This is a genomic window from Terasakiella sp. (assembly GCF_048267425.1).
GTDB lineage: Bacteria > Pseudomonadota > Alphaproteobacteria > Rhodospirillales > Terasakiellaceae > Terasakiella.
Genome location: NZ_JBLWXN010000005.1, coordinates 129,537 through 149,013, shown reverse-complemented (window position 1 = coordinate 149,013; position 19,477 = coordinate 129,537). Strand labels below are relative to the sequence as shown.

At 46.9% G+C, this 19,477-nt stretch carries 3 protein-coding genes; 1 reads left to right on the top strand and 2 read right to left on the bottom strand.

The genetic code is table 11. From position 1 onward, the window contains the following. Positions 1-70 precede the first annotated feature (70 nt). Positions 71-17,890, bottom strand: coding sequence for a tandem-95 repeat protein (locus ACN0VA_RS09885; protein WP_417820988.1), 17,820 nt, complete (start codon positions 17,888-17,890; stop codon positions 71-73). A 403-nt stretch (positions 17,891-18,293) separates the two neighbouring features. Continuing rightward, on the bottom strand, positions 18,294-18,773 hold the full coding sequence (locus ACN0VA_RS09880) for a MarR family winged helix-turn-helix transcriptional regulator (protein ID WP_417820987.1): 480 nt from the start codon (positions 18,771-18,773) through the stop codon (positions 18,294-18,296). Between the two features lie 167 nt (positions 18,774-18,940). Here ACN0VA_RS09880 and ACN0VA_RS09875 point away from each other — a divergent pair, with 167 nt between their 5' ends. Continuing rightward, complete coding sequence (locus tag ACN0VA_RS09875; protein ID WP_417820986.1) at positions 18,941-19,477, top strand: VOC family protein; 537 nt, start codon at positions 18,941-18,943, stop codon at positions 19,475-19,477.

The following is a 19,477-nucleotide window of genomic DNA, read 5'->3' as shown; positions in this document are numbered from 1 at the left end:
ACCATTGAAATCAAAAAAGGCAGGGCGTTTATAACGCCCTGCCTTTTTTCTTGTTGGTCTCGGATGTTGATTAATACGTAATTTTGATGGCATCTGCAGTAATGCTTGTTGCCCCCGTACCAATATCCGCGATTTTCGTTGAAGTATAAGAGGCACCGGCACCATCGGCATCGTAATAAATGGTGCCTGAATCGTCCCCTGTATTGGCATAGACATAAATTGACGGGCCGCTTCCGCTCAACTGCGCCCCTTCCCCAACATCGGTTACGGTATGAATGCCAAATTCGAAGCCTTCGGTCGCCCAGTCAGAGCCAGATAGCCCGTTCAATCCATCAATGATTGAGGATAATTTTACAGCATCACCAGATTCAAACGTTGAAATCAGGTCACCGAATTCGGTCATGTCGTTAAAGACAAAGTAATCATTACCTGCCCCACCATCCAACGTATCCACCCCGGCACCACCGGTGATGATGTCGCTTCCGGCGCCACCATTAATCATGTCATCGCCATCGCCGCCTTCAATCACATTATCAAGTCCATCCCCGGTGATCACGTCGGCGTACATACTACCAACAACACTTTCAAATCCTTCGATAATATCATTACCTTCGCCTGTTGCCTGATTATTCAACAGGTCAACAGAAACACTTGCTCCGGCAAATTCGAAACTAACGGTATCCCACCCGGCGCCGCCGATCAGGTAGTCATCACCGAGACCACCTTTGATCAAATCATCACCCGCCATACCGTTCAGCTTGTTAGATTCAATATCCCCAATCAAGGTATCATTGTAGGAGGTTCCAATGATCCCTTCGATGGAAATCAACTCATCTGTTCCTGAACTGGACGTTGTCGCCTGACCTGCTCCAAGGTCCACATTCACGCCTTCTGTAAAGGACGCATACGTCACACCATCACGGCCCAAGCCGCCATCAATGCTATCGTTACCGATATCAGCAACAAATACCTGTTTACCATCACCCCCAACAAAGACGTCAACCGTGCCATCCCCGGCAATCGTCACGCCGCTGGCCAAACTGCCGTCATTTGCAAATTGCTGGGCCATTACACGGTGTGTGTTGCTATCGGTTTGTTCATCCGTCCAACTCACAACGAAAGTTCCGTTATCGTTGGCGGCAACGGACGGCATATATTGATTACCTTGGGTCGTCGCATTGATCAGTAAGTCTTCACCCACGCCATTACCATCCTGATCAAAGATTTGACCGAAAATTGCCCCACCATCGCCATCTTCATGCAAATCCGTCCAAACAACAACGAAATTGCCGTTACTGAGAACCGCAACATCCGGGCTGTAATCCCCACCATCCATCGAATTGAAATTGACGTCGAAGACATCACGACCAATGACATTTGTATCTGTGATAATGGACCCATCAGAAGCAATAATACGGGCCTTAATTGTTGTTTGCTCAAAACCATCGGCAAGCTCACTCTTCCAGACGGTCAACAGATTACCGTTATCAAGCTCGACAACCTTTAAATCATCAACATAGGGCGTATAACTTGCAATAATCGTTTCAACTGGCATGCCACTATCTACAACAACTTTTGTATTATAAGTACCATCCAGATTATCGGTCGTATGGGCATAGGCATACCCGCCCCCAGTCAAAGCAACCAGAGAAGAAACAGTTTCATCAACGGTATTGAAGCTTTTCAGCAACACCGATGCGCCCATGTTGGCTTCAACGTCGTCACCGGGAAGCGTTCGCATATAGAACCCGGCATTTACATCCGTTGCAATGTAGGACACAACCACATCATTACTGGCCAATGTCACCATTTCTGGGCGTTCCAGACCCGTTTCAGTAAGAGAGTCCGAAACAAAGAACGGATCAGGATCAATAGCCGCGCCTGACGTGTCAAAACGTTGATAAAGAACATCACCGGAACTGCTGGACCACACAACGGCAAAGCTACCATTGCTCAGCCCTTGAATCATGGCTGTTTCACCCGGCATAGCGTCCCCGCTCGCAATTGAAAATGGTGACATTCCTGCAAACGGGGTCCCATCTTCGTTGAAGCGACTAATCAGGAAATCATTGCTGGATTGGCGATGAATGGTGACATAGGTCCCATCGGACAGATAGGTAATTTCAGAAACTGTATCTGCCACAACATTTGTATCGTCTACGGTTCGATCACCTTCATAAGTGACGCTCAGACCATGGGGCGTACTCCCGGCGATATCGTTGAAATAGATTTTTTCAATACCAAGAAGGTAGTCTATTCCCTCATCATTATCATTAAGATTATCATCTCTAACAACCAATGCAGAACCTCGTAGACCGATGGAGTAATCACCGGAAACTTGATCATACGCGGCCACATCCCCGACCGCTGTATTCCCGCCGCCGACAATAAAATCATCCCCGATACCACCGTAGAATTGATCATCCCCATCCAGACCGATCATCGCATCTGAGTAGATAGAACCGCCAAGTATATCATCGCCACTTGTCCCGACGATTGCGATGGCTTCATCACAACGAATTGTCAGGTTCGCTTGATCGGTTCCGCCTGTACCGGCAACCGTCACATCAAAGTGGATGTCCCCCGAAAACTCGTTCGTCGGTACAAATGTGAAATTCGCCCCGTCATAACTGAGAACACCGGATGCATCATGCAACCCATTTGCCTGAAGATCGGCGATAGCAAGACCGTTTACATGGGTAATTTGCAGGGCAGCCCCTTTATCATTACCAAGGAATTCCGCCGCAGAAACAACAACCGTTTGATTAATACCGCTTTCATAGATATCAGATGTTGCATCCACCACCACGTTGTCGCCAACACCGATGAAATCGTCATACGACAACTCACCTTGATATCCCACCAGCGCAATAAACGTACCGCCATTTTGGGATCCATCATTTTTGACATAAACAAACGCAGCATTGTCGCTATAAAACCAGACGATTTGTCCCGGTTCCACCTTTGGATCACTTTCGATCGTGCTTAACGTAATCGCAGGATCATCCACAAATCCGTAAGAGCCATAAAACTTCATATTTTCCGCAGACTGCGCAATTGAAATTTTATCCTCGCCCGATACAAAATCTGCAATTATATCGGTTGTATATTGATCACTATCCTCAGACCCGAAGAACTCAAAAACGTCATTTCCATTGCCGCCAAATAGGAAATCTTCGCCGCTTCCACCTTCCAGCGTATCGTTGCCATCCCCACCAACTAAGGTATCGTTACCGAGATAGCCCCACAGATAGTTATCGTATAAATCACCCGCAATCGTATCGTCGTACTCACTACCGGTTACATTTTGGACATTTGAAATCGTGAAGGTATTGACACCGTCACTATGTTTACCAAAGCCATTTTCCAGATCAACAAGCACACCACCGGTCTGACCGGTAAAGGCAACTTCATCTTCCGACGCCATATCTCCACCGTCAACAGCAATAACCCCTTCATTGACAACAAAGAAATCATAACCGCCGCCGCCCAGCAACGTATCGCCCGTTTGACCGACAAGGATGTCATCAAAGCTACTGCCCGTCAGTGTTTCTGCTGCAAGACCGTCACTGACCAGAATAGAACCAACCGTCGGTACAATGCTTACATTGGTCTGAATTTGATAGGTATTATCCTGCCCGTCCATCAACAAATGTAAAAATGCCGCATTTGTATTGGTATAGTGTTGATCAATGATCAGTTCATGCGACCCCATCCCGTCTGAGAGGCTCATCTGGAACTCATCCGATACCGTATGTTCCATATTCGTGATGAAATACGCATCTTCATCCACATAAATATGATTGATACCAACACTATCAATTACATAATCGGTCCCACCAGAAACAATGTAATGATCGTCTCCATCCGCACCTTGCAGCGTATCATTCCCTAACAAGCCGACTAATGTATTGACTGCAGCATCCCCTGTCAGGGTTTCGTTTCCGTCGGTTCCCTGAAGCACGTAAAGCGGATAATCATCAGCCAGAATTTGTTCTGCCGTCGGTGCCGGTACCCCTGTATCCAGCACAATAAATGTTCCGGTATAATCGGTCCCTGTGCCCGCACCGTTTACATAAATGAAATTGTTACCACTGCCGACAGAGACATAATAAACGGTATCTGCCGCCATGCCACCGGCCATAAAGGTTGCCGCATCTGTCGATGACGTGGACACAAAAGTCATATCACGCATACCGATAAACTGAATGGCGTCCTGCGGTGTCAGGCTTTTAATAACGTCGGCGGCCCCTTGGGTGGAGTCCGTCGCACTGCTGTAAATATAGAGGTTTTTACCATTGCCAGCATCCAGTACATCGGCACCACCACCGCCAGTTAAGGTATCATCACCATCGGCGCCAATTAACAGGTTAGCCCCCATATCCCCAATCAAGGTATCGTTAAAGGCCGTGCCATCCACATTTTCAATCGCATAAAGCGTATCGACCCCTTGTGAAAGGCTGATAGATTGTTGGCTCATATTGGTTAAATCGACATGAACACCATCTGTTGATCCGGCATAACTGACCGTATCCACACCATCGCCACCATCGATGTAATCATCGCCACCACTGCCAAGAATGATATCATCACCGGCCATCGCATAAAAATATTCATTGGCATCGGAACCAGCAGGCAATGTTTCAGACGCATCCGTCCCATTGATTGTCGCGCTCACTTGAACATCAACAAAATTGCTATGTGAACCACCTTGTCCGTCACTGACCGTGTATTCAAACGTCACTGTACCTGTGAAATTATAAGCCGGTGTAAAGGTAACATCACCGTTTACAAGAGTAACCGTACCACCATCAACCATATGCGGGCCGGGACCGGTTTTGCCGTCAATTGCCGTTATGGTAAGTGGATCCCCATCTTGATCATAATCATTTGCCAGAACGTTCAAGACGTTATTGGAAGAATTGACCAAAACGTACAAATTATCAAAACCAACATGCGGAATGGCATTATGTTCCACGATATTCAGATTAACCGTGAAGGGGGATGAAATCAAACTGCCCGCATTAACAGCAACCACACTAAAGGTATCTGTACCCACATAATTGGTATTAGGCACATATACAAAACTGCCATCCGGGTTAATATAAACCACACCATTTTGCGGTTGGGTCTGAACTTGATAGCTCAGTGCATCTCCGTAAATTTCGCTATTTTCCACTAAAATTTGACTAACGAAGCTGTCATCTTCTTCCAGATCAATCGTTGTGGCATTCGTTTTCAGAACAGGCAAACCGGAAATAAATTGTGATGCGCTGAGTGTTACATCATTTTGATGACCTGACATATCCGTGATCATACCCGTAGCAGGATCATCCGTCATGGGCCAATAAGCCAACAGGTTTGGGTCACTCGGATTAACGCCCCCGCTGCTTATCGCCATGATATCTTGTTGGTCTAAAACACTATTCCAGATTTGAACAGCCCCAAATTGCGCCGTTCCAACCCCGCCCAAGATACCACCAAATGTATCCGAACCGAGACCGCCAAGAAGATCATAATACGACGCTGCGGGCTCATTATAAAAAAGGTTATCTCCTGAATAAACCTTCAATTCATTCCCATCAAAAGTAACGGAGAGATTGGACCACTCCCCCATTTCCATTGCGTTATAAACGGTTGCATAAATGGAGTTACCAACCACGACCTCAATATAGTCATTGTACGCTGTAACCGTGATATCCCCATCACCAAGCATCAGTAACTCCGTACCGTTGCCTGCATCATCCAACTTCACCCACATAGAAGCGCTAAATTCATTGCTGTTGAATGTATAGGAGCCAATCCCCAGTCCGCCACCAGCAATCTCAACCGACTGATAAGGATAATCGATCAATCCCGGTGTTTCATTGATCCAAACCGGTGTTCCTGAAATAGAAGCACTGAGGTCAATATCATTCATATCCCCGAAACTGTCATAGGAGATATAAGATCCATCGCCATCATCCATATGCCAATAGGCCGCTACATCACTGGAAGACAGGTCGTGCGGACCATTTTCCACAATCTCCTGCATTTCTGCAGGGGTGAGGACACGGTTATAAATCCCGAGTTCGGAAAGATCACCGACCATATTCAACGCCGAATTTGAAGAATGTCCGCCAATCATCACCATTGAATCAATGACAAAAGTCGAATAATCACCCGTTCCTGAATCGATTAAAGAGGGAACTTGTTGTCCATCAACAAACAACGCAACACCGCTCGCAGGATCAAAACTGTATCCCAGATTATGCCATTGACCATCATCTAGGCCCGCAAATTGCGGATAAGCCCCAGAATCAACGGCCCAACTGTATGAACCACCCGCCCATGTCAAATCCAATGTAATCTCGCCATAAGTTGACAGATACATATTCAGCGTTGAGGTTCCGTCATTCATGCTGAAGACAGTAACATCACCATCAGTCATACCATCACTGATGGGTTCCACACGCGCCCAGACCGATGCCGAATGACCAGCTAAAGTAATCCCGGAATAAGACGTTGCTGTCACACTGCCATCAAAATGAATACCATCAAAGACAACAATATGATTTTGATATGTGGATAAATCTTTGAGATACTCGCTATCATCTTTCGCCAGTCCCGCAAAATCCCAATACCCACGAAGAGTGGGATCAGAAATTTCACTTTGCGGCAAAACTTCTTTCATAAATGTTTGAATTTCGCTTTCGCTGCGAATATCAGACCAGATGCGGGCCTCGGTAATTTCACCATTCAACGGTGACGTTTCATCAATTGTATTGCCGACAGTCATGGTCGCATCCGCCGCACTTGCAGGTGCTTGAGATGCGCCGTCGTAACTCAATGTCCCAACGGAAACACCATCAACATACAGGGTCACATCGCTTTGACCACCAACGTTATTATCCCGAACAACTGCCAAATGATGCCAATTACCCTGCGTTAAGTTGGTATCGAAGCTCAAATCCACATCCAGACCGGCACCATATTCATGTTTATAATGAATATCGCCCGTCGCATCGAGATAAAGCTGATAAGCAATATTGGTTGAGCTGGTTTCCCCATTCCCGCCAAAGGCAACAATGGTTTGTTCACCTACCACTTGATTAAACTTGACCCATGTTTCCAGTGTCAAATCATCGGTTAATTCCAAACTGTCACCGCTACCACGCCCCACATCAACAATCGTGGAAACACCATCAAAGCTAAGTGAAACAACCTCGCTTGCCAAACCACTCACCACAGGCATATCGAGCGTATTTTGAGTGCTCAGCGTAAATGTTTCAGTATAAGTCAACCCTGTACTGTCTTGTGCGCTCACGTTGATTTGGAAAGACTGATCTGCCGGGTTTTCATAATCAAGTGTATAACCGGCTTTCAATTTCAATTCGTTCCCAACCACCTCAAAACGCGGATCATCAACCGTATAGGTGAAGGTTTCCTGCGCGTTATCTGGGTCAATGGCAGAGAGTTGCCCAACAACCGCTCCATCCGTATCTTCGGCAACATTTAGGTTGCTCAAGATAATATCCGTCGGGGCTTCGTTCTGGTTTTGTGTCGAAATGGTGAAGTTTTCACTGTAGGTGAGACCACCTGAATCTTGTGTGGTGACACTTAAGGAGATGTTTTGATCTGCCGGATTTTCGTAATTCAGCACTTGGCCCGCTTTGAGTTTAAGCTGGCTGCCCACCACTTCAAAACGACTATCGCTTACTGTATAGGTGAAGCTTTCATTACCGCCGTCAGGGTCAATGGTGCTTAAAACACCAACAACAGCCCCATCCGCATTTTCATCAACAGTCAGTTTATCAAGACTAATATCCGTCGGTGCATCATTTACCGGACTAACATAGACATTGACTGTTCGGCTATCCGTGCTCCCCTGTCCATCGCTCACCATAACCACAAAACTGTCAGATCCGTTATAGTTTGGATTGGGCGTATAGGTAAATTGTCCTATTGTGGGGTTAATTGTGACATTACCATTTACCGGTAAAGACTGTGGGTCCACAGAATAGGTCAGACTGTCGCCATCGACATCCGTTGCACTAAGTGTACCCGTAAAGACCGTATCCTCAGCAGTGGAACCACCAAGTGAACCCGATGTAATAACCACCGGGTCGTTTACTGAATTCACATTAAACGTCAAGACAGCTTCATTTTCCGAGAACACGGTTTTATTTACATCATAGACGGCCCCGTCTGAAGCTTGCCATCCAATTGTAACAGTTCCATGATAATTCGCAGCGCCCTGGAAGGTCAAATTGCCAATTTGGTTGACCGCAATCTCTTGTCCAACGGTTACTGCGGTGCCATTAAGCTTTAAACTTCCACTTTCAATAAATGTCGTAACCCCTTGCGCATCGGTTACAGCGATGCGTGGCAATTGGGTAATGCGAATGGCGGCAAGACTGTCCCCGTCAACATCATTAAACCCGGCTTGGAAATCTGCGGCGCTAAACGTATGAACGACATCCTCATTAACCGATAACTGAGTATTGCTTACCGTTGGCAGATCGTTGGTTCCTTTAATCGTTACCGTTGTAGTCCCCGTTGATGAAACACCAAAACTATCGGTAACAACATAGGTAAAGGTATCTTCTTTAACCTCTTGATCCCCAAGGGCTTTCAAAATCGGATTATTCGGGTCCGGCGTGTAAATCACGCGCCCCCCGACACCATTATTCAAGATTGTAAGCGTACCGTAAACGGGTTGCGTTCCAATTGACGTGACCGTAAGAACATCACCCGCATCCACGTTGATGTCGTTTGCCAATAGGTTAATCGTAACTGGCGACGTCTCGTTAATGGTTGAGGCAACATCATTGACCGCAATCGGCGCATCATTCACAGCCGTAACCGTCATCACCACATTGGCACTGGCAATTTTTCCGTTATCCGTCGTGATCAGGTAACTAAATCGGACCTCCCCACTATAATCTTGCGGCGGGGTGAAGATATATTCGCCTTGTGCATTTTTGACAATCGTTCCCACATTTGGTGTACCAACGTCCAAAATCTGAACGGGCTGCCCATCGTTACGAGAATCATTTGCCAGCAGATGATCATTTAGATTAACACTCTGGTCTTCATCCGTAGAGAACGCATCATCCTGTGCTATCGGCGTTGAATTTACATCCGCTTCTGCCTGTGCCAATTCAACCTTCGCATCAATCACATTGGACAATTGCGTATAGCCCTGTTCCAAGGCCGTCGCATCATTTAAAACACCCAACAGTTTGGATCGGTGCGCTTGTGCGATATTTAACTGGTTCTGTGCTTCTTTTGCATAGGTTGCCGCTTGCGTTGCATAATTTTTTGCCGTCGCTAAATCATTACCCGCAACCGTCGCATCCGCATAAGAACGGGCATTTTGCGCCGCTGTCGATGCGGCATCCGCTGCTGTACTCACATCCCCGGTAATTTGCGTTGATTTACTATCAACCGCATTTACAGTCGCTTTTAATGTATCCAGTTGAGTTTTCAGGCTCGTATAAAGATCATTCCCCAATGCATTTTGATTGGCCAAAAGATCATTTTCCAAGGTCGCCAATCTGGTTTGAATGCTTCCTGTCAGACTTTGAATCTTCGTATCAATTGCAGACGCATCATTGGATGTCTGGGCGTTATTATCGTCATGGACGGCTGAAGCTTTTGCCGCATCCGCTTCGGCCTGTTTGGCAGATGCGTCTGCTTCTGCCTGATAGGCATTTACGGCTGTCTGGATCGCATTTGAAATATTGGTTTCCGCCTGATCCGCCGTTACTTCCGCATTAATGGCTGATTTTGTGGCCGTCGCATGTGATTCAACAGATCCTTTTAAGGAATCAAACGCATCTGAAACAGCCGATTTGGCATTTAAAATTAAATCCTTCTGTAAGGTATTTGCATCCTGATTAGTAACACGCGCATCAAGCTCTGTCTCCAAATCCGCAACGAACGCCTTGAAAGCCGTGTCATACGTATTAATCGCGTTTGTTTCTGCAGTTTCCAGTCCAGTGTTTGTTGCGCTATCAACCGTCTTACTATCAGTTGCACTATGCGCATTAATCGCGTCGGCCATATTTGTATAGGCGCTCGTTAAGCTGTTCAACTGGCTGTTTGGATCACCGATGACATCATAAGCCGCAATAAGAGCGGCAAACGCTAGATTGAAATTGCCTAACGCACTGTTTTCAGACGTTTCCGCCTTGACTTGCTCTGCATGTGTTTCGTTGGCAGCAAGACGTGCCTGAGCAATCTTTTCCGCATCCGTCAAAGACACATCGGTGGTTTTTTCTGCGGCGACTTGTGACTTTGCTTTAGCCTGTGCTGCTGCGGTTTGAGCGGCTTGCGCATTGGCATCCGCACCACTCGCATAGGTATTGGCTTGTTCAAGCTTGTCTGCAATTTGTTCGGACTTGTCAAAAATCGCACGACTGGCTGCCGCGTCATTTAAATCGCCTTGAGCATTCGTTGCCGATTGCGCGGCCTCACTTTGATCTGCAGCGGCTTTATCTTTTTGCGTGCTGGCGATATTTTGCTGTTTTAGCGCCGTATCTTCCTGTTTACCTGTTTCTGTGCGCGCATTGGAGATTTCTTTCACGTTGGAAATCCCATCCCCATCAAGGTCGCTTTCATTGACATTCGCTGTGCTGGTATCATCAACGAAGAAGCTCGCATTCAGGTTCGCAGCCGAATTGTTCGTTACATAGGTATTCAGATAACTCACAAAATCTGTCGAATCCGGCAAAGACGGATCCAGAATTAACGCAACTTTTTTCGCTTCTGCAATAATATTATCAGAAGCCACACGTGCAGCGATTGCAGCGTCAGAGGTAGCTTTTTGTGCAATATTGGCAGCCGCCGATGCTTTCAAGGCAGCTTGATAAGCAAGTTTCGCATCATTCAGTTCGTTCAAAACAGCCGCTTTGGATGCCAAATCCGTGATCGGATTTTGCGCATCTTCGCTAAATTGCGCAATACTTTCCAATGCCTCTTTATGGGCTTTGGCAGTCGCCACATCCAGAACGGCTTGATCATATTCCGCTTTAGCCGTTGCTTTGTCAGTTTCAGCCTGATCGGCTGCACTATCAGCGGCATTGGCTGAGGCCACAATCGCTTTTAAGTCTGCTTCGACAGATGTTCGCGCCGCAGCATCAGCATCGGCTTGCGCTTTATCAGACTGAATGGAGGCAACATTTTTATTGGCACCCTGTGCAGCAGCCGTTTGTGAAGCTGCCTTTTGTGCAAAATCGGCGGCACTTGACGCATCTCCGGCAGCCGTCTTCGCGGATGCTTCCAACCCATCGTCAATACCGTTGTTATCACTATCTATGTTGGTCGCCCCGCTTCCCTGAGCGGCCACTTGGTGTTGCAAGGTGTTTGATAAGGAGTTCACGGCACTTAACGCAAAACCAGCCGCGCCGCCGGTTGGACTTACCCCATCGTTCACAAGGGCTTGCAAGGCTGATTGAACCTGCAAAGCCGCGTCATGGGCAAGGCCCGTGAAATTCGCTGGATTGAAAGAATTCAGTGCATTTTGAAGCTGAACCAATAAATCGTTCGCCTCGCCATTCACCTGCCCGAACGCGTTGATTGCACTTGTAATTTCATCGGATGTTGCCGCTTTCTCCGATGTTCCCCAATCATGTGCAATGGTTTGAATATTTCCAATATTCTGCAAGGCACTGTTTAATAGCGCATCCGTATTTAGCGTATCCGTATTATTGCCAACAATAGCCGTCAGTTTACCAAGGGCATTTTTCGCCGCACTAATCGCATTGGCCGCAGAATCAATCGCATTTTCAGCCGAACCTTCCGCACGGGCCAATGCCGCATCGGCACCATTTTGCAAATCTTGCAGTTGGGTGGCGTTATCCAAAGCATTTTCTGCTGCAATTGCCCTGGCTTTATCCAAAGATTGTGCAATTTCAGTGACTTTGGCCTGAACATCGTGCAATGCTTGCTGTGCCTGTTCCTCTTTTTGTTCTGCTAAGGCTACAGATTTCTGTGCTGTCAGATATTTTTCGTAGGTGGAGCTATGAATAACTGTCGTTGCATTAATTTTTATCCATGTCGCATCGTTATTAGGGTCATTCAAATCTTTAATCGTGTGCGTATTGTCATTTGCCATATCAGCGTTGGCAGCTGCAATATCCACATGATAACTGGCTAAAACCTGCTGCGCATTAGCGAGCGTTCCAACGGCATCATTGGTGCTGTTGGGATCATCATAAGCATTTTGCGCAAGGGTCCCCGCTGCTTCCGCACTCGCGTTTGCGGCCTCCACCTGACTTAAATCATTGGAATTTTGTGCCGCTGTTGTCGCCAGCGTATCCACATTTTGTTTTTGCGTATCAATTTTTGACAGGGCGCTATCAAGTTCACTGTGATAGGTTTCCAAGCGATACTCGACCTGCGCTTCGGAAACAGCGCGACCTAATTGTTCAGATGAAGAGGCAAAGGCAGCGTCTGATACCGCATTTGCCAATTGTTCACTTGCTTGTTCAGCGGCACTGAATGCGTTGTCATATGCCGTTTGTGCAACATTGACACGGCTGGTTGCATCACTTAAGGCTTGGGCAGCATCGTTTGCAGCTTCTTGCGCATTTTTTGTTGCGTCTACTGCGGCCTGATAGGCAGCTTCCCATGCCTGATAAATGACATTATCCGTATTCCCACCAACTTCAGCCAAGATGGCCGCAGCTTTATCCTTGGCAGTCTTTTCAGACTCAACCAAGCTGTTATAAGCCGCTTGTGCAGAGGCATTATCGACTTCTGCGCCGCTCAGGGCGGTGCGCGCCGATGTCAGTTTCGTCAACGCATTGCTGAGGGCCGTATCAGCTGCACTCTCGTTGTTGAGCGCCTGTGTTTTATCAGCTTCCGCCTGAATGCGTGCCGTCGTTGCCACGCCACTACGCCAATTGTTAGCCGCCGTCGTTGCATCCCCTGCTGCACTTACCGCCGCTTTCGCATCCCCGACATATCCACTGGCGGTTTCATAATATTCACGCGCACTTTCAGCATAACCTTCTGCCGTTGCCCCATGACCGGACGCAGCATCTGTTGCTGCCGACGCAGCAGATTGGGCTTTTGCGGTATGGTCTTGTGCTTCGCTCAAATACTGGCGCGCACTGTCCTGATCCCCGTTAATCGCCGCTTCTTGCGCCTTGTCATTGGCCCGCGAAGCCAAATCACGTTCAGCCAAAGCCGTATCGCGAAATTCTTTGGCCTGATCTGTTGCTGCTGAATCCTCTGCCTGTTTCTGTTCTTCTCGGCGCTGTTGTTCTGCAAGAACATCATCGCTTGCCTGTTGTGCCGCTGTTTCTGCCGCCGCCTTCGCATCTGCCGCATTTTTCGCAGCCTGCACACGCGCATCCCATAATTTGTCATATAGGTCCAGCGCTTTTTGTATTTGCTCAATGCGTTGGACGGCTGCCGATACTTTACCACTTTCATCCGCAATCATCCCGGATACTTTACCCATCGTATCGACTTTGGATGCAAAGGTTGTAAAGTCTGTGCCTTTCATATTCGCCGCATCCAATACGGCACGCGCTTTTTCCGCGACACCGGCAGAATCAGAGGCATAACCTTGCGTCAAGGTCAAACTATCATTTGCATCTGTAAGGCTTTGTGAGACAGCGGCTTTTAAATTCTCAAGACGTGTATAAAGCGGAATGTATCCGGCAATATCCGTTCCACCAAATTCACTGAGCTCGTCTGCGGTAACTTCTGCCGCCAAAATGGCAGAAACAATGGATTGCCCGGCAGATGGTGTGAATAACTCCAATACACTTTCGACACCATTTCCTGCTGTCGTATCATTTTCATTGGCGTAAGCCTTGCTGTATTCCGTTCTCGCAACGTCTAATTGGTCCGCTGATAACTTCAAGAACCCCGTACGACTGCTGACTTCAACATTATCAACAAGAGTACGAGTTTCAACACCATCACTATTAACTTCACGGCCCCCTACCTGACCTTCCATCGCAGTAATGACATTTTTCGCTGTCGTCGTAATCGTATAACGCAAGCCATTTGTCAGGGTCGTTCCTTCGACAATCGCGATTGCATCTTTGGCGTAAGTTTGTGCCGTTTCTGCCAAACTACGGGCTAAATCAAGATTACCTGCCGCCTGTGCTGCTTGCACTTGTTCCACTAGTCCTACTGTATTGTTATCACCGCTCACCAACACTTGTTTAGCCACAATCTGATCATATTCATTATGAACAAAGGTTGCTTGATTGGCTGCGTTCGCTTGCGCGTTGGTTCCCACGCTATTTTGGGCAATTATATCCGCACCCGATTTCAGGTTTTGCGCTTCCTGAAGGGCTGCCGCAATATCTTTTTCTGCAGCTTGCGCTTTTTCCAACGCCGCTTGCAGGGCTTGTGTTTTTGCAGTATTTGCTGCCGCCTGTGCTGCCTGTTCCGCCGCGGCCTGTGCCGCTGCATCATTATTCACAATCGCCTGAATAACATCGACGGAATGCCCAGCCGTTTCAAACTGTTTTAAGGCCTCGTTATAAGCACTTTCTGCCGAAGTCTGCAAAGACTGCATGCTAGAAATAACCTGATCGATTTCGCTTGGCGGACGGGGATAGTTATCACGCACATCAATGGCACGGGCCAGAACGTTATCATCCGTGCTATTTGCACTATCTACTGAGAAATAATCAAATGCGTTTTTGGCTGCATTTTTTGCCGTTTCAGCCTCTGATAAGATCGTTTGGGCTTCACTCAGAAGTGTTTCTTTCGCTGTCGGATCACTTTCAGCTTTTGCCAACTGAACCTTTTGATCGGCTTCGATTGCTTTGTCAGACGCAATTTTTGCTTGGGCTAAGGCCTCATCCAGCAAGTCACGCGCATCGCTGAAAGCATCGTCCAAATCTATCTTTGCTTCCTGCTCTGCACGGGCTTCAAGAGCCGCAAGCTTGGCTTCAAAAACCGCTAGGAGCTTGCTTTCATTGGACACATCTTCCTGTGCTGTAATGAAATCTTCCAGCTTTGCCAACAAATCTTGACGGGCCGTTTGTTCTGCATTTTCAGCCAATGTCAGATCGTTTTGCAAACTCGACGTTGACGAAGTCAAGCTGTTCGCCTTTTCCAAGGCAGAATCATAAGAATCCTGCCAAGTCTCAACGAGTTTATTGCCATACTCAATCAGCGTTTTATATTTATTTACAGCCTGTTGAGCCACAAGAACAGCTCGTGCAAGCGCGATATCACTTGGATCATTATTCAATGCTGTTACCGCATTGTTATATGTTGTTTCCGCAGATGAGAGTTGCGTTTGCTGGTAAGAAACAAAATCCTTTGCTTCCTGCAAACCATCAATGCCTTCACCATCAACCACATTAAAATGATCACTGCCGTTATAAAGCGTCCCGTCGTTGATTTTTTCAGCACCCGCAATATAGACATCGCGTTTTGCCTCGGCTGATTTAAACGCAATTAACGCGCTGACCACAGTATCGGCTGCGTTGGATAACACCGTGGATGCACTATTAAATGCCGTTTGAGCCAATGACAGATCCGTTTTGGATACAGCGAGATCACTTTTAACCTCGTTCAACAAGGTGGTTGCCGCGTCGATATCGGCTTGCGTCACTTTCGCACCCGCTTGTTCATTTTCAAGAATATCTTTTTGAATCCGATTGAAGAAATTCAAAACGGTATTATTGCCTGAAAATGTAGAAGTTTCCGCATCATTCGCCTTTGACAGAAATTGGTCTGCAATTGATAAAACGATACTTGGTGCATTGCTTCCAACCAACACACCCATTTCATTCATTAGATCATCAAAAGCACTATCTTGAACTTTGCTATTCGCACTTGCTTGTGCCGCTGCGGCATCCGCTGCCGCAATGTCCATGTCATTGATTGTACTGGCATCAACAACCGCTTTTGCCTTAGTGGCCGCCGTTTGTGTAAAGTTGGTCAAAGCCAGCAGTTCATCAACAACCAACTCCCATTTCGCTTCAAATGCTGAGCCCCCACTAAACTTAACAGCTTTTAACGACACAAATAAATCGTTCAGCGTACTTAGTTTACTATCAAGATTGGTAAAGGCGTCCGCATGCCCACTAAAGGTCAACGCGTTATTCAATTCAGCCTTGATGCCGTCATAAAATTTATAAACGTCCCCTGTTATCCCTTTGAACGACATTTGCCCATTGGCAGGTACACCGCTTACAACGACTTCGCGGGCAAAATCAATAGCTTCAAGGTCTGTGCCACCATTGTCCTTGACGAATTTAGCGGCCCGAATGACCGCTTCAACCATGCGGTCTTTGACGGACATACTCAGGTCAGGATTACTTGAATTTGCATCCTGTACGACTATCATGGCGGAAACGATATATTCCGCCTCATTCAACGCATCCGCCAACGTGCTGTCGACCTGGCTAACCAATTCAACAACGGCTGCGGGATCTGCAAACGATTTCAGGCCTCTTGCAACAACATATGCAAAATCAGATACACCTGTTGCGATTGCACCGATTGAGTTTGCCGTTGCGTATGCTTCCGCAACATTATCCACACTGTCTTCAAGCTTATCGGTCGTGTCCGAAGTCCATTCCACAGAAATTCGTTGCGCGTTAGCTTCAACATCGTTTGAACCGGAATTTATCCCTGCTGTATTTTCAATTTGCGAAGCCCGAGAAGACAAAGTCGACGCATTATCCGTCACCTTAAGCAAGGTTTGCGCTTGTTCATTAACCGTTGCATTCTCATCAATAATTTTCTTCGTGATGTCGTCCCCGCGCTGATCAGCCTCTTGCGCAATTTTTTGGACCGCTATTTTCGCAATTTCCGCTGATGCACTCAAGTTAGACAATGTGCTTTGCGTCTGCTGGGTGATGTCCTGTAAAGCATCCGCCGTATTATTATCAACCAGCACATCTTCCGGATTCAGTTGTTGTTGATTTCCCGGCTCATTCGTCGCAGCCGCCACAATAGCCGGCGGTAACAGATTTTCTGCATTGGGAAGGCTGCTCAGCGTTTTACCCGCCATTGCCCCGATTTCGTTCATCGTGAACACACGGGGCGCCGAATTCCCGTTTGGTGTACTCGTCACACCTTGGAAAGGCTGGTTAATCGTAACCATATCACCGTTGTTATTGGTGATGATAAATTCACCTGTGGTTCCGCCGTTATTGGCTTGGTTTGGACTAACACCTTCTCCATTCCCTGCCAATTCCGGTAACATCACGGCATCCAAAGTCTCGCCGGCGACCTTAAGAACCCCTGCGGTACCACGAATACCGATTGTCGCAACCGGTGTTGTAATTTGCATGGCATCCGGGTTCACCTTCGCAACAGCACCCGATACAAATGTCATCGCACCGGTTAACAACGTCAACCCGATCTGACCATCTTGTGCCCCCGGATCGTAAACCATTTCGTCCAGAAGCATGCGCCCATCTTCACCAAGGGCAAATGTCGTTTCATCCGCAAAAACGATACCGACCGCCCCGTCACCGCCTGTGACGAGCTCATCCCCTTGGAAAACGGGGTCTCCGACTTTTAAGGTAACGCGTGTACCATCTGCACGAACGGCCTCAACCTGACCATCCGCGGTTTCAACCTTGCCGATAGGCTCAAGACCTTGGGCCTGTCCAACCTGTGCAAATTGTTTGGGGGCAATGGGGCCTGCAAGTTTATGAACGATGTGCGCGGGCAAAACCACACCGTTTGGCAAAGTGATCGCGGGTTGCGAACCTGAGGCAAAATAATTGGTGACAAAGATTTTCTCCCCATCTGCTGACGTGACAATCAGATCGGGGCCAGCCCGATCAAACTGTACCGTCGCAATATTGAAAGATGGAGGAAGATTGACTTCAGCATTTGTTGAATCCACCACGTAATCTGCAACGCGTGTATCCCCGTTTTCTTGATTGCCCTTGTCAAAAAAATTCATAAGCTTGCCCGCCTAATTTGTGTTAACCCATGCCCCTCGAAAAGCACAAAATATTTTTAATTTATAGTTTGGTTGATTTTAACAGTTTCAATTCAAGCAGGACAACTTGAAATAAGAAAAACAAAGAAAAAAGTCATGCAAATGCATCTAAATGGCAGAAAATTTCCATCTGGAAAATTAACGCATTGATTTTATTGATTTTTAACCCATCAAGAAAGTTGCCCAAAAAGAGGGCATAGTATAAAAAAACGCTTCAAATGAGTATTTTTTTATTTCGCTATAGATTCTTCAGACTTCAAGTGAACTGAAGATTCGAGTATGCGCGCAACCAGCAAGCACTCACTCAAAGATTATGCCGTTCACTCGCAATATGAAACAGGGATACCTTTGAGCTGATAGAAATTCAGTCACCGCTACCTTTCTCCAGCTCTTCCGCATTACTGCGAACACGTGCCATGAAAGTAATAAGAAGGTCTTTTTCCTCAGGAGAAAAGCCTTCCAGCAGCTTGTTTTCAAGTTCCTGTACTTTTTCAACCAGTTCCTCGAACACATAATATCCTGACCGTGTTAATTGCAACGCAACTTTACGACGATCCCCCTCGTCGACACGTCTCTCCAGATATCCCGCTTTTGTCAAACCAGCAATCGCCCGACTGACTTTCACCTTGTCGATACTGGAACGCGTTACGATCTCCCCTGCGGATAAGGGGTCTTTACTGTTCCCCAACACTGCCATAGCCCGCCATTCAGAAACGGTCAAATCGTAATCATTTTCGTAAATGGAAGAAACCGATTGACTGACCGCACGATAATAAATCCGCACAAGATAAGGAAAGAACTTCTCCAACTGAAAAGTGACCGTTTTTTTATCTTTTCGCAACATGGTGCCAAGACGCCTTTAAATTTAGTTTCATCCATAACCATTTAAGGACATAGCGCATAAGGAGGCAAGTTTTTTCAAACTTTGTGCATTTTTTACTTGATTGGTTTCATATGTAACCATTATAGTTTCATTTGTAACTTATAAATCCGCTTCACAGGGAGGCACCAATGCCCATTCAAAAAATCCATCATGTGGCCTATCGTTGTAAAGACGCCAAGGAAACAGTGCTCTGGTATCAGAAATATCTGGATATGGATTTCGTTCTCGCCATTGCCGAAAATGAAGTTCCTTCCACGAAAGAGCCCGACCCGTATATGCATATCTTTTTAAACGCAGGTGGCGGCAATATCCTTGCCTTCTTCGAACTCCCGAATTCTCCGGAAATGGGCCGTGATGAAAACACTCCCGCATGGTGCCAACACCTTGCTCTCCAGATTGATTCCATTGATGAAATGATGGAAATCAAGAAAAAAATGGAAGCAGACGGCATCAACGTTGTTGGCCCGACCGATCATACATTGTTCCAATCCATCTATTTTTATGACCCCAACGGTCATCGTCTGGAATTGGCTGCCAACACTGATACCCCGGACATGCACAAAAAATTGGACGATGTCAAATGGGACATGCTGGAAGAATGGGCAAAAACAAAACGCGCCCCACAGCACGCACAATGGATGCATGAAAAGGAATTCTCCAGTTAA

Coding starts and splice junctions, on each gene's coding strand:
- ACN0VA_RS09885 (WP_417820988.1), bottom strand. CDS start 17,890: ATGAATTTTTTTGACAAGGGCAATCAAGAAAACGGGGATACACGCGTT.
- ACN0VA_RS09880 (WP_417820987.1), bottom strand. CDS start 18,773: ATGTTGCGAAAAGATAAAAAAACGGTCACTTTTCAGTTGGAGAAGTTC.
- ACN0VA_RS09875 (WP_417820986.1), top strand. CDS start 18,941: ATGCCCATTCAAAAAATCCATCATGTGGCCTATCGTTGTAAAGACGCC.